A 13,965-nucleotide genomic window follows, 5' to 3' on the forward strand; every position below is an offset into this window, starting at 1 on the left:
GAGACGGAGCCACTTCCGAGGGAGATTTTCATGAGGCGCTTAATTTTGCAAGCGTTTTCAAAACTCCGGTTGTCTTTTTTAATCAGAATAATGGCTACGCGATCAGTCTTCCTATTGAAAAGCAGATGAATTCTAAAACGATTGCTCAGAAGGCGCTCAGTTACGATATGCCCGGCATTCGAATCGATGGAAATGACATTTTAGCAGTGTACATGGAAACGAAAGAAGCAGTGGATCGGGCCCGAAATGGCAAAGGACCAACCTTAATTGAGGCAGTAACCTGGAGATACGGGGCTCACACGACTGCGGATGACCCATCGAAGTACCGTGATCAGGCAGAAAGTGATCTGCGAAGGAAGACTACCGATCCTCTCCTGCGCCTGGAGAACTACATGAGAAGTGAAGATAATTGGGATAAAGCTTGGCTGGATCAGATGGAACAGAAAATCACTGAGGAGATAAATCAAGCCGTGAAGGAAATGGAAGAGTATCCAGAAGCCGATATTGAGCAGTTATTTTCCCATGTATTTGAGAAACCCACTTGGCCTATTGAACAGCAGCGAGAGCAGCATTTGGTACTGAAGAGGGGGCAGGCAAAATGACAACCGCAATTCAAGTAAGAAAATTAACAATGGTGCAGGCGATTACGGATGCGATGAAAACGATGCTTGAAGAAGACGAGTCCGTGTTAGTACTCGGGGAAGATGTGGGAACGAATGGCGGCGTATTCCGGGCCACAGAGGGACTCTTAGAAACTTTTGGAGAAGACCGAGTGATTGATACCCCGCTTGCCGAATCGGCAATTATGGGTACGTCAATCGGCTTAGCGGTGAATGGTTTTCGTCCGGTTTTAGAAATGCAGTTTCTCGGATTCATTTACCCGGCATTTAACCAGTTGATTACTCATGCCACTCGAATGCGCCAGCGTTCGATGGGCCGCTATACCGTTCCGATGGTAATCCGAGCGCCTTATGGGGCCGGGGTGAAGGCACCGGAGATTCACTCGGACAGCGTTGAAGCTTTATTTACCCATATCCCTGGACTGAAAGTAGTCGTTCCATCCAATGCTTATGATGCGAAAGGATTGCTGATCGCAAGTATTGAGGATCCGGATCCTGTGCTGTTTCTTGAGCCGATGAGGAGCTACCGATCTTCAAGGAGAGAGGTTCCTGAAGGGAAGTACGCCATCGAAATCGGGAAGGCGGATTATGTGAAGAAAGGGGAAGACGTCTCGATCTTTACGTGGGGTGCCATGGTTCCGGACACGGTTAAAGCCGTGGAACACTTTGAACGCGAGCATAAAGCCACATGTGAAATCATTGATTTACGCACGCTATATCCTTTAGATAAAGAAACAATCGAGACATCCGTGAATAAAACCGGGCGGGCCGTAATCGTTCATGAAGCCCCCTCTTCTGGAGGCGTAAATGGCGACATCCTATCAGTGATTAACGATACTTCTTTCTTTTATTTAAAAGCGCCGATTCAAAAAGTGACCGGATTTGATACTCCTGTACCGGTCTACTCGCTTGAGCAGGAATACCTCCCAAGCAGCGAGAAAATTATTCATGCCATCAATACAGCACTTTCATATTAGCAGCTCGCCTAAAGGAGGACTTTGACTATGGATGTAAAATTACATGATATCGGGGAAGGGATGCATGAAGCAGAAATTCTACACTATTTTGTAAAAAAAGGAGAGCGTGTGAAACATGACGCGCCGCTTGTGGAAATTCAAACGGATAAAATGACGGCAGAATTAACAGCTCCTTCTGATGGAATAGTGGACGAAATCCATTTCGAGCTTGGCGAAGTAGTTGAAGTGGGGACCACCATTCTAACACTGATGACTGAACAGAAAGAGTCCCCCGCTGAGGAGAAACCAACCATGCCTTCATGGAAAGTAAACAAACCTGTTCAGCAGGTGACGGCGGAAGCTCTGCCTGTTAACCGTGCCATGGCTTCCCCGCATACACGGCGCATTGCCAGAGAACAGGAAGTCGATATTGAGAAGATTACCGGCTCAGGTCCAGCTGGACGTGTCCTTGATGAAGATATCTATTCATTCCTGGACCGTCAAAAGGAATCGGTGCTGGGTCTAGAGGAGGCTGTTCCTGAACAGCAGCCTTTATCCAAAGGCAAGGAACAGCCGGCAGTGAAAACCATTCCCTTTAAAGGACGGCGCAAACAGATCGCACGGAAAATGACGCAGTCCCTTTACACGGCTCCTCACGTGACTCATTTTGATGAAGTCGATATGACCGACTTGTTAAATTTGAAAAGCCAGTTGAAACAAGGGACAGCCAGGCAGGATGGCCGTACCATCTCCGTCACTGCTTTCTTTATTAAAGCTTTGCAGCTCTGCCTGAAGGAATTTCCAATCTTTAATTCAAAACTGGATGAAGAAAAAGAAGAAATCCAGTTGGAACCTTTCTATCATATCGGGCTGGCAACAGGAACGGAAGAAGGATTAATCGTGCCCGTAATCAAACATGTTGAACAAAAGTCGATGACAGAAATCCATCGTGAAATGAAAGAATTAACAAAGAGAGCCGTGGAAAATAAGCTTTCCAGCCATGAAATAAGAGGAGGCACCTTCACCATCAGTAACGTAGGACCGATGGGGAGTACCGGTGCGACGCCGATTCTCAACTACCCGGAGGCAGGCTTAATGGCGTTTCACAAAACGAAGAAAATGCCGGTTGTGATCGAGGATGAAATTGTGATCAGACAGATGATGAATTTGACATTAACCTTTGATCACCGCGTGGCTGATGGATCCCCGGCCGTCGCTTTTACGAATCGGTTTATTCATTACATCGAGCATCCGCACTTGATGCTCGTGGAGCTGATATAAATGGTCGTAGGTGAATTTGTAACCCATAAGCAAGTGATTGTTATTGGTGGGGGTCCGGGTGGTTACAATGCGGCAATTCGGGCTGCCCAGCTCGGTCTTGATGTGCTGCTGGTTGAGAGAAGTAAAGTGGGAGGCGTGTGCTTAAACGAAGGCTGCATTCCTTCAAAATTGTTTGCTCACGCTGCCGCCCAGCTTAGAAAATTAAGACATTTAGATGAATTAGGGGTCAAACTGAACGGAGATTATACCTTTGATATTCGAGCGCTGCAGACAAAAAAAGACAGCGTGGTCAGCCGATTAACAAACGGTGTGGAATCCTTGCTGAAGAAACATGGCGTCGAAGTGGTGCAGGGGACAGCTTCCTTTATTTCCTCGGAGCGAATCGGAGTGGAACGCGGTGAAGCGTTTGATTTGTACGAAAGTAATCAGATTATCATTGCCACGGGGAGCTCCTATTCGTATCCACAGGGAATGGAACCAGACCACAGCCGTGTTCTCGGTGCCGCATCCATCTATCAGCTGGAGGAAGTTCCGAATCATTTGCTCGTATATGGATCAGATTACAGGGCGCTTGAAGCAGCGGCAGCTTTTGCCTCCTTTGGTTCCCGAGTCACTATCGTATTAGATGGAAAAGAATTCCCCTTCGACTCAGCTATTAATCGGGAACTTGGCAGACAAATGAAAAAAGCGAAAATGAAATATGTGAAAGGAGCAGAAGTGGAAAAAGTAACGGTTACCTCTGAAGGTGTCGCGTTAGCTTTGCATATACGAGGAGAAAAGAGAGAAATAGCGGGCTCCCATTTGTACGTGACCGGGGAATCTGCTCCTTGTGTAGAGGATCTGCACATTTCTGCTGCAGGTATTCAACAGCAGGAAAATGGGTTAATTGCTACAAATAAGCGCATGGAAACTTCAGTTACAGGCATCTATGCTGTAGGGGATTTGGTGAGTGCCGTACCCCTGGCTTCGACGGCGATCCGTCAGGGAAAAGTAGCGGCCGAAAACTGTGGCGGGAAAAATAGTGCCATAGAATCGTCTATCGTTCCTCATGTCATTCATTTTCTCCAACCGGTAGCTTTTGCTGGTCTCACAGAAGAAGCAGCAAAAGCTCATGACTACCAAATTAGCACAGGTCAATTTCAACTGTCTGGAAACGGTTTTGCTGAAATAACAGGAGAGAAAAGCGGGTTTGTAAAAACGGTTAGTGAACAGGGAACAAAGAAACTGCTTGGTTTTCATGCAGTTGGAGAAGGAGCCATCGATCTAATATCTCAGGGAGTCTTAGCCCTTGAATTGGTGGCACGAGAGGAAGATTTGACGTCGATATATTATCCTCATCCAAGCTTTAATGAAGCGTGGATGGAAGCGATCGAGGACATTGAAGGTTTAGCGATTCACAAAGTCTAACAGTGGATAGTTTAATCAAGATACGTGAAAAAAATAGCTCCTATTTACAGAGCTTAATTTCCTTGTTTTTCGCTAAATTAGGCTATAATAAAAAGTAATAGGAGGGATAACCGTGAATGTGCACCAACTGTATCAGGAAGTCATGTGGGTCGGCGGAAAAGAACGGACGTTTTATTACCAGTTGCCCAGCATCATGCCTGAGGCTGCCCCTTTAGTCTTTTGTTTCCATGGCGCGGGCAGCCATGCCCAGCATCACATGAAACTAACCCAATTTCATGAGGTGTCTGAACAGCAGCAGTTCATTACGGTTTTCCCTGAAGCCTGGCAGAGTGACCCGGATGACCGGATGAGCAAGCAGTGGAATGAAGGCAGAAGAAAAAACAGTGCGTTCCAGCATCAAATTAACGATGTGGAATTCGTTCTGGAAATGATTGAATGGTTTAAACGGACCTATCCCATTGATAATCAAAGGATTTATGCAGAAGGATTCTCCAATGGCTCTGCCTTTAGTCTAAAATTGGGCATCGAATGTCAGGATACATTTGCCGGTGTTGGAGGAGTGGCGGGACCTTTGGTGATAGAACTTGCTGAAAACATCAATTGGCAGAAACCTATGCCTCTTGTATTTATTATGGGAACAGGAGACCAGTTTGTCCCTTATGACGGCCGGTATTCAGATGCCTATATGATTGATCAGCTGATTTCAGCAGAAGAAACGGGAGCATTATTCGCATCTTCATGGAACCCCCGGTTACTCAAACAGCAAGAAGATCTCCTTGATCCATCACAATCCGGGAAACATTTGGTTACGAAAACAAGCTATGTTCAGACTGACGGTGACGAGAAAGTAATCTTGTACACTCTCCATGGCAGTGGACATACGTGGCCAGGAGGACCTGAGTCACAATCCACTTTACTCACAGGTAAGGTCATGGAGCGCTTTAATGCGACGCAGGCAATATGGGACCATTTGAAAAATTTTTCAAGAACTGAATGAGTAGCTCGAATCGCATGAACAATTTGTAGACCGCCTGATAATCAGGAGGTCTTTTTTTTATGATTATGGGGGTTATTTAACAATTTAGGCATTATTAAAGCGAGGATTGATATTTTTATCTAGTCATAATTAAAACAGTCCTGTAAAAGTGAACGAATGGATAATGAAAGATAACTACATTCAAAAGTGGAACGCTATGATAAGATTTATTTATCTAGTAAAGGGCGAAATTGTTGAAGTAAAGGAAGGTTTACATTGTTAACTATTTCGAGAGCTATATGCGCTGGTGCCGTGGTTTTGATCGGAGGATATGGACTGCTTACTAAAAATTATACATTAAAACCATTGATGGATTTTTTCCTAGGAATATTAATATTGTTAGTGGGAGTGGAAGAGTTGAGGAAGGAAAAAAAGGGAACAGGCTGGCTATGTATTATCATTTCCGTGTTTACATTATTTTTAACCATTCGAGGGCTCATTTTTTAGTTAATGGGAATTCATTCTATAAGATCATCTAATAAAATAGAGCATCCTTATTATAAAGAGTCGTTCTATTTTTGTGAAACTATTGAACATGAATTAGAAACAGTAGGTACTTGTAAATAATGGGAGAGTAACCAGACCTATTCCTCTTAAACGGAAGGGAGGAACAAGGGTATGATTCTGTTAAAATGTCGGGGTCATTGCAATCTGCCCTTCAATTAGGATAGAATAAAACATGAAACTGATTTCATACACTTGATTGGAGTGGGGTAAAATGGCAACGATTTCGGATGTAGCCAAGCTAACTGGCCTTTCCAAAGCTACTGTTTCTAGAGTAATTAACAACCATCCCTATATCTCAAAAGAAAAGAGAGCACTTGTTCAAGATGCCATGAAAGAACTGGGCTATTTTCCTAATCCTTCAGCAAGAAGGTTAAGGGGCCATATAACTAGTACGATCGGTGTTATTGTCCCTAGAATCGTAAATCCTTTTTTCTCTTATTTAGTCAATTCAATGGAGCAAGTCGCGTACAAAAATAATTACCAGGTGTTAATGTTTCAAAGTGATGAGAACATAGATAAAGAGTTATATTTTCTAAATCTATTAAAGACCCGTCAAGTAGATGGCATTATTATGACATCCATCGAGAATGATTGGGATAATATCGAGCCTTATACTCAATATGGTCCTATTCTGCTGTGTAATGAATATTTAAGTCATTCTAATGTACCTACTGTCAGATTAGATCAAACTAAAGGTACGTATATAGGGATCAAACATTTACTCGATAAAGGTCACAAAAAGATTGGGTATTGTACTGGCGGGTTATTTGCAGAAGATGGCAAAGATAAGGATCGGAATCAGGGCTATCAAACCGCACTCAGTGAGGCAGGTATTTCTGTTAATCCCAATTGGATCTTTATTAACAAGCATACAATCGATGATGGTAAAAGGGTGATGAGCCAGATCATGGAGATGGATGATAAACCTACAGCAATCTTTACGGGGAGCGATGAGATAGCCGCCGGGGTGATTATTGAAGCCAAGGATCATGGCTGGAGAATCCCTGAGGATATTGCAATTATTGGGTTCGATGATCAGCCAATCGCAGAAATGCTCGATCCTAAATTAACTACCATCCGTCAGCCTATTAATCAAATGGGTGAGAAATCGGTAGAGGGATTGATTACATTGTTGAAAGATAAAAATGGGAGTGTTGAGAATATTGAATTGCCGGTGGAATTAGTTGTAAGGGATTCTACGTAATTAAGAGCAAGGAAAAAAATTTGGATTTCTTGTTGAAACCGATATCATATTCACGTATAATACAAATTAATTCTTAAGAAGAGGATTTTGCAGGCGAAAAACATACCTAATAAGAAGCAAAAATTTTTACTGATATATGAAACCGATATCATATATCCAATTGAGTCTCTAAGGTTAAGCAAAATTAGTAAATTGTTGAAAGAGTTTGTCATGGGGTTTTATATTTTTTTAAAGATTAATGAAACCGATATCATAAAAAGGAGTGGATTGCATGAAAGCCAAAAAACTTGTCTCATCGCTCTTAGTTTCCAGTGCACTACTAGCTGGATGTTCATTTTCTTCAGGGGGATCCAGTAGTAATTCCGACGATCAAATTTCTATTGAGATTTTTCAAGGAAAAGTGGAATTTAACGATCAATTTGAGAAGTTAGCTAAGGAATATGAAAAAGAACATCCGGATGTCAACATTAAAATTACAAGTGTAGGGGGAGGATCAGATTACTCAGGATCCCTTAAAACTAAATTTGCTTCAGGTGATGAACCGGAAATTTTCAGTATTGCTGGCCCAACAGAAGCTGCAAATTATGAAAAGTATCTTGCGGATCTATCGGATACGAAAGCAGCGGAATTAGCTCTGGACGGCACATTAGATCCTGTTACAAAAAATGGAGAAGTGCACGGACTTCCTTTTAACCAAGAAGGGTATGGATTTATTTACAACAAAGACATCTTTAAAAAAGCAGGGATTAACCCTGATGACATTCTTTCTTATGAAGATTTGAAGAAAGCGGTAGAGACCTTGAATAGTCAGAAAGATAAACTCGGTATTGATGCAGTCTTTGCTTTTCCAGCGAAAGAAAAGTGGGTGCCAGGTAATCATTTATCAAATGTTTATTTGGCTTCAGAATTTGATCAGAAAGTTCTTACTGCATTTAATGCAGATAAAGTTAGTTTTACTAAAGGAAAAGAGTTTCAGAGAATGATTGATTTACAAAATAAATACTCGGTTAAACCAACCTTGAGCCTTGATTACTCTCAACAAGTTGAACAATACTTTTCACTTCAGAAGGTAGCCATCATTCAACAAGGAAACTGGATCTATCCATCTGTCCAGCAAATGGATCCAGAATTTGCGAAAGAAGGCATGGGAATTATGCCGATCCCAGTAGAAGGGTCTGAAGGGAAATTACCTGTAGGAATTCCTAATTATTGGGCGGTAAATAAAGACAGCAGCAAAGAGGTCATTCAGGCTTCAAAAGATTTCATCGACTGGATCTACACCTCTGATGCGGGTAAGAAAGCCGTGTTGGAAGACTTTAAATTTATTCCAGCTTATAAGGGATTTGATACTGATAAGATTTCGGATCCACTCTCTCGAGAAATTTATCAGTATGCTTCTGATAATAAAAAGACTGGCTGGGTATTTCTTGGATATCCAGGCACATGGGGAGATTACCTTGGCGGCAATGTTCAGAAGTACTTGAGTGGTGAAATGACTTGGAGTGAATTAGAAAAGGATTCGAAGAGCAAGTGGGAAGACATGAGACAGTAGGATTGTCTATTAAAAGGCTAACATTTCAGAGCAGGACCCTGGCGTGTTAGCCTTCTTTCTTTAAATATTTTGTTATAGGAGGATTTACATGAATAATCGCAGTCCCTGGTTTTGGTTGTTTCTTACTCCTGTAATTTTAGGGTTAGGGATCGTAGTCGTCATCCCTTTCATTTATGGTTTTATTTTTTCCTTTACCGACTGGAATGGACTAACAGCGACTCAATTTACCGGATTAAAAAACTATATCCAGCTTTTTCACGAAGATGAATTTATGCATTCGATTTGGTTCACGGTAAAGTTTGCTTTTGTAACGGTTATTCTTTTGAATATACTTGGACTCTTACTTGCTTTGTTAGTGACAAGAAATATTAAATCGAACCATATGCTGCGTACCGTTTTTTTTATGCCGAACTTAATTGGCGGTCTAATATTAGGATTCATCTGGCAATTCGTTTTCGTAAATGTGTTTAACAATATTGGAGATATCTTAGGAATCGAAGCATTACAGGGCTGGCTTTCTACGACAACTACCGGATTCTGGGGTCTTGTGATCCTAACTGTCTGGCAGATGGCTGGATACATTATGATTATTTACATTGCCTATTTAGAAAATATTCCGAAAGAATTGATAGAAGCTGCGAAAATCGATGGGGCCAGCAGTTTTCAGCGTTTTAAAACGGTTACCTTTCCGCTAGTTGCCCCGGCTTTCACAGTGAGCATGTTCCTAACCCTGTCGATGGCTTTTAAAATTTATGATCAAAACCTGTCTTTAACGAATGGCGGACCTTATAACTCGACTCAAATGGTCGCAATGGAAATCGTTCGGACGGCTTTTTCAGATAATCAAATGGCTTATGCCCAGGCAAAAGCTGTGATCTTCTTCTTAATGGTGGCGGTTATTGCGTTAACTCAAGTTTATTACAATAAAAAGCGAGAGGTGGATTTATAATATGAGAAAAAATGAGGAGAAGAAAAAGATATTTTCTATTGAAGTCATCGGACTGATCCTCGGATTAATTTGGCTCGCACCTTTTTATTTAATGATTGTTAATGCTTTTAAATCTAAGCGCGAGATTTTCAGTGATGTGCTCGGCTTTCCGCAATCGGTTGAATTTAGTAACTTTGTTAATGCGTTTAAAGAGCTTGAATTTTTGAAGTCGTTATTTAACTCTCTGCTCATAACGGGAGTAAGTATAGCTGTGATCATCCTGTTTTCCTCGATGGCAGCTTATGCATTGGCCAGAAATAAAAGTAAAATGAGCGGTGTCATCTTTTTTGTTTTTGTCGCGGCTATGTTAATACCCTTTCAGTCTGTCATGATTCCTTTAGTTTCTATCTTTGGACAAGCCAATATGCTGAATGCGGCAGGGTTAATCTTTATGTACCTTGGGTTTGGCTGCAGTTTGTCTATTTTTCTCTATCATGGAGCATTATCTGCAATTCCAAAATCATTGGATGAAGCGGCGATTATTGATGGTGCAAATCGTTTCCAGTTATTCTGGTACATTATTTTCCCTTTACTGAAACCGATATCAGTTACGGTAGGAATCTTAAACGTAATATGGATTTGGAATGATTACTTATTGCCATCCTTAGTTCTAGGAGAAGCCAATGCGACAATTCCTTTGAAAATGTTCTATTTCTTCGGCCAATATACGAAGCAGTGGCACTTAGCTCTAGCGGGTTTGACGATAGCAGTTATTCCGGTCGTGATCTTTTACTTTTTTGCTCAGAAGCAAATTATTAAAGGAGTTTCAGAAGGTGCGGTTAAGTAAATTTGCAAAGAAAAGACATCACATTTGAATGCTGGGGGATGGAACTATGAAAAAGCAATGGTGGAAAGAAGCAGTCGTATATCAAATCTATCCACGGAGTTTTATGGATTCTAATGGGGATGGAATAGGGGATATCCAAGGGGTGATTTCAAAACTCGATTACTTAAACGATCTAGGGATTGATGTGATTTGGATTTGTCCCGTGTATCGCTCCCCGAATGATGATAATGGCTATGATATAAGTGATTACAAAAGTATTATGGATGAGTTTGGAGTCATGGAAGATTTCAATCAGCTCTTGAAGGAAGTGCACCACCGAGGAATGAGATTGATTATGGATTTAGTGATCAATCACACTTCTGATGAGCATCCCTGGTTTATTGAATCGAAGTCCTCCAAAGATAATCCTTATAGAGACTACTATATATGGCATCCAGGGAAAGATGGAAAAGAACCGAATAATTGGGCCTCTATTTTTGAAGGCTCTATATGGGAACATGATTCTTTAACCAATGAGTATTATATGCATGTATTTTCACGGAAACAGCCCGATTTAAATTGGGAAAATCCAAACGTACGAAATGAATTGTATGAAATGATTAATTGGTGGCTGGATAAAGGGATCGATGGGTTTCGAATTGATGCCATTTCTCACATCAAGAAAGTAGCTGGTTTTCCTGATCTCCCCAACCCGCATAACGAAAAGTATGTCTCTTCACTTGCTGGTCACCGCAACAGAGAAGGCATTGATGCGTTTTTAGAGGAGCTTGAACAGAATACTTTTTCTAACTATGACATTATGACGGTGGGGGAAGCCAATGGTGTCACAGTCGAAGAAGCACCCAAATGGGTAGGTGAAGAAGAAGGAAAGTTCAATATGCTGTTTCAATTTGAACATGTGGGATTGTGGGAGAATAATCTCAACAAAGGTTTAGATATTCATTCATTGAAAAACATTTTTTCTAAGTGGCAAACGTCCCTGAATGGGGTAGGGTGGAATGCCTTATTCCTGGAAAATCATGACCTTCCCCGCACTGTATCAATTTTGGGGAACGATGATGAATATCATAAAGAGTCCAGCCAATGTCTGGCAACGTTTTATTTCTTAATGCAAGGAACGCCGTTTATTTACCAGGGGCAGGAAATCGGGATGACCAATGTTCAATTTCAGTCGGTCGAAGATTATAATGATGTAGCTATTAAAAATTATTATCATTATCAGAGAGACCGAGGGAAATCGCATGACGAGATTATGAAAGTTATTTGGAAAACCGGTCGTGATAACTCCAGGACACCCATGCAGTGGTCTGCGGAGAGCAACGCGGGGTTTACTGATGGAGAACCTTGGTTGAAGGTAAATCCAAATTATCAGGAAATAAATGTGGAAAGATCTTTACAGAATAAAGGTTCTATCATTCATTACTATAAAAAGCTTATCCAGCTGCGTAAAGAATACCAAACATTGATTTATGGTGACTTTCAGCTTGTGTTACCGGAACATGATCAAGTTTTTGCTTATTCTAGAAGTTTAAATGGAGAAGTTTTTCTTATTATCACGAATCTGTTTGCTGAAGATGCGTATTTTAAATTACCTGAAGAATATAAAAAGAGGAATACAGAGATCATTCTAAGCAATTATGAATTTCGTTCACATGAAGAGTGGACATTAAACTTAAAGGCTTTCGAAGCAAGAGTTTACAGACTTACGAACTCTCCGACTATAATTTAAAAACTGAAGAAAAATGTTGAGGTGCTGATCCGAAAAGGAAAGCACCTTTTTTTATTTCAAAATCGATTGTTTTCACAATTCTACTTTGAAATAATTGGAAATATAGTGAAGAATGAGGAGGTCTATATGAAAAAACAATGGAAAATAGGTTTGATTATAATTATCGCGATCTTGACAGTCATCCTGTTTAGAAAGGATTGGGCTCATGACTCATCCATGAATGGCATTACATATAAGGAAAGTTCAAATCCGCTCATTACCCGCTATCATACTCTGGAGGTTAAAGATGATATTCAGACGGCTGTAAAAGATGTATTTGAAAAGAAGAGTTATCCAGACGGGTATGAAACAACTGTATCACCCGAAACTCATCAGATGGTTCTCGTAATTCGTCCTTATTCCCAGGCGTTTTTTGAGGGCATGAAAGAGGATTTGAAACAAAGTATGGAAAAGGTTCTTACTTCTAAGCTCCCCCACTACGAAGCAGTAGTTCGCCCTTTATATAACGAGACAAATCATACAGCCATATCCAAACAGCAGCAAGCAGCTGTCATGAAAGCTATAAAAGAGATGGAAAAGAAGGATGAGCTATCCATTTCCTATGGTATGACATTTTCAGCGGCGTATGGTCACATTGAGAAGATGACTTTAATGTTCTCCAAGAATCAAAAGGAGATCCGGGATGTATCGGAAATTAATCAGTATCATAAAACGTTTATAGATCTTCTGGTTCAAAAAGATGGGAAGATTGATGACTTTCCTATCAACTTTAATCAAGGGACAAAGCGCGACTGGGAAATGAAAGTAATTCCCTCCGTCACACAAGGACTTAAAAGTAAGAGTAATTTCCCTGTTCAGTCGGTTACTTTAACAGAAAACGCGCCTATCATCGTTAACTTATCTTTGGCTGCTTCTCAGCCAAAGGTAAAAGAAAAAGCAGAGCAAATAGAGAAGCTGGTTACAGAATTCTTTGCAGATAAGGATGTAAAAAAATCTTTCCCTGGTCCCCAAGAAGTTCATGTGTTAGACAAAGACGGGAAAAGAATAGAATGACTTCTGATGTTCCTCCTATCGTTCTCATTATTTTGTACCCACGATCATTATTTTTACTTCATGTTGCAAATGATAAGAGGGATCGGAGGTGTTAAGTATGGCTAAAGATGTACTCTGTGAAGTAAACAACTGCACCTACTGGGGAGAAGGAAACCGGTGTAATGCGGAGAAAATCTACGTAGTTTCACACAATCAATTGAAAACGCAATCTGTGGAAGAAACGGATTGCAAAACGTTTGAATCAAAAAGCTAATGGCCAGAAGTCTCTTATCTGTGAAATATACGCAATCCTTGATGAAGGATTGCGTTTTTCCATATTTAGTTTAGTATGGGCTAAGTCAAAAGATTTCATTTAGGGGGGTTTTATGGATCCTATCGTGATGACTGCCCTAATCATGATTGTTCTTTACATAGCTGTAGGTCAGTTTTATTTCAGAATAAAACTTGGGATTAAACCTAGAGGCTTTGTCCTGAGCGGCAGAAATAAATTATTTGAATTCATTGATTATGCTATGGTTTTCCTGGCATTTGGTTTGCTTATAGGGCTAAACGTTTATGATCAGGAGTTTAACATGTTCCATGCCTTACCCCTTTATATCCTTTTCATGATTTGGGAGATGATTAAAGGGTTTGAACAGAGACGGGAGGATAAACAAGCTAAAACTTATTATCATGAATGGCTTGCGGTGGCTTTTATATTTCTATTTATTCTGATCGTTGTGATCGACAAAGTTACGGCAAACTCCCTCTCCCCTTAGTATGGAGCAAGGATGGTTACAGCAGACTGGGTCATAAGGAGATGTCCCAAAAATTTAAAGAGGAACCAACAAGGGAATTGCACAAAA

14 protein-coding genes are annotated in these 13,965 nt (G+C 40.9%); all 14 read left to right on the forward strand.

Going from position 1 to position 13,965, the window contains the following annotated elements:
• The coding region (locus tag Q7A53_RS11220) for a thiamine pyrophosphate-dependent enzyme (protein ID WP_411789261.1) at window positions 1-602 on the forward strand (602 nt) is incomplete at its 5' end.
• Window positions 599-1,597: an alpha-ketoacid dehydrogenase subunit beta gene (locus Q7A53_RS11225; protein WP_411789262.1), complete on the forward strand. Its 999-nt coding sequence runs from the start codon at window positions 599-601 to the stop codon at window positions 1,595-1,597. The genes Q7A53_RS11220 and Q7A53_RS11225, both read left to right, overlap by 4 nt.
• A 27-nt stretch (window positions 1,598-1,624) precedes the next feature.
• Entirely contained in the window at window positions 1,625-2,857 is a 1,233-nt protein-coding gene (locus Q7A53_RS11230; protein ID WP_411789263.1) for a dihydrolipoamide acetyltransferase family protein, read from the forward strand.
• Window positions 2,858-4,264, forward strand: coding sequence for a dihydrolipoyl dehydrogenase family protein (locus Q7A53_RS11235; RefSeq protein WP_411789264.1), 1,407 nt, complete (start codon window positions 2,858-2,860; stop codon window positions 4,262-4,264).
• Between the two features lie 112 nt (window positions 4,265-4,376).
• Window positions 4,377-5,261 carry a CE1 family esterase gene (locus Q7A53_RS11240; RefSeq protein ID WP_411789265.1) on the forward strand — a complete coding sequence of 295 codons (885 nt, stop codon included), beginning with the start codon at window positions 4,377-4,379 and terminating at the stop codon, window positions 5,259-5,261.
• Window positions 5,262-5,609: 348 nt separating this feature from the next.
• On the forward strand, window positions 5,610-5,747 hold the full coding sequence (locus tag Q7A53_RS11245; RefSeq protein WP_411789314.1) for a DUF3953 domain-containing protein: 138 nt from the start codon (window positions 5,610-5,612) through the stop codon (window positions 5,745-5,747).
• Window positions 5,748-6,018: 271 nt separating this feature from the next.
• The gene (locus tag Q7A53_RS11250; RefSeq protein WP_411789266.1) at window positions 6,019-7,011 is read left to right on the forward strand and encodes a LacI family DNA-binding transcriptional regulator; all 993 of its coding nucleotides are present in this window, start codon (window positions 6,019-6,021) and stop codon (window positions 7,009-7,011) included.
• A 271-nt stretch (window positions 7,012-7,282) separates the two neighbouring features.
• Window positions 7,283-8,563, forward strand: coding sequence for an ABC transporter substrate-binding protein (locus tag Q7A53_RS11255; protein ID WP_411789267.1), 1,281 nt, complete (start codon window positions 7,283-7,285; stop codon window positions 8,561-8,563).
• An 88-nt stretch (window positions 8,564-8,651) separates the two neighbouring features.
• Complete coding sequence (locus Q7A53_RS11260; RefSeq protein ID WP_411789268.1) at window positions 8,652-9,512, forward strand: carbohydrate ABC transporter permease; 861 nt, start codon at window positions 8,652-8,654, stop codon at window positions 9,510-9,512.
• Between the two features lies 1 nt (window position 9,513).
• Window positions 9,514-10,338, forward strand: coding sequence for a carbohydrate ABC transporter permease (locus Q7A53_RS11265; protein WP_411789269.1), 825 nt, complete (start codon window positions 9,514-9,516; stop codon window positions 10,336-10,338).
• A gap of 46 nt (window positions 10,339-10,384) precedes the next feature.
• Window positions 10,385-12,067 (forward strand): glycoside hydrolase family 13 protein, encoded by a 1,683-nt coding sequence (locus Q7A53_RS11270; RefSeq protein ID WP_411789270.1) that lies wholly within the window; start codon window positions 10,385-10,387, stop codon window positions 12,065-12,067.
• A 126-nt stretch (window positions 12,068-12,193) separates the two neighbouring features.
• Window positions 12,194-13,120 carry a hypothetical protein gene (locus Q7A53_RS11275; protein WP_411789271.1) on the forward strand — a complete coding sequence of 309 codons (927 nt, stop codon included), beginning with the start codon at window positions 12,194-12,196 and terminating at the stop codon, window positions 13,118-13,120.
• Window positions 13,121-13,217: 97 nt separating this feature from the next.
• Entirely contained in the window at window positions 13,218-13,373 is a 156-nt protein-coding gene (locus tag Q7A53_RS11280; protein WP_411789272.1) for a DUF1540 domain-containing protein, read from the forward strand.
• A gap of 112 nt (window positions 13,374-13,485) precedes the next feature.
• A complete protein-coding gene (locus Q7A53_RS11285; protein ID WP_411789273.1) occupies window positions 13,486-13,878 on the forward strand; it encodes a DUF4181 domain-containing protein in 393 nt (130 codons plus the stop codon).
• Window positions 13,879-13,965 lie beyond the last annotated feature (87 nt).

The organism is Halobacillus rhizosphaerae, from assembly GCF_046719735.1.
Taxonomy (GTDB): Bacteria; Bacillota; Bacilli; order Bacillales; family Halobacillaceae; genus Halobacillus_B; species Halobacillus_B rhizosphaerae.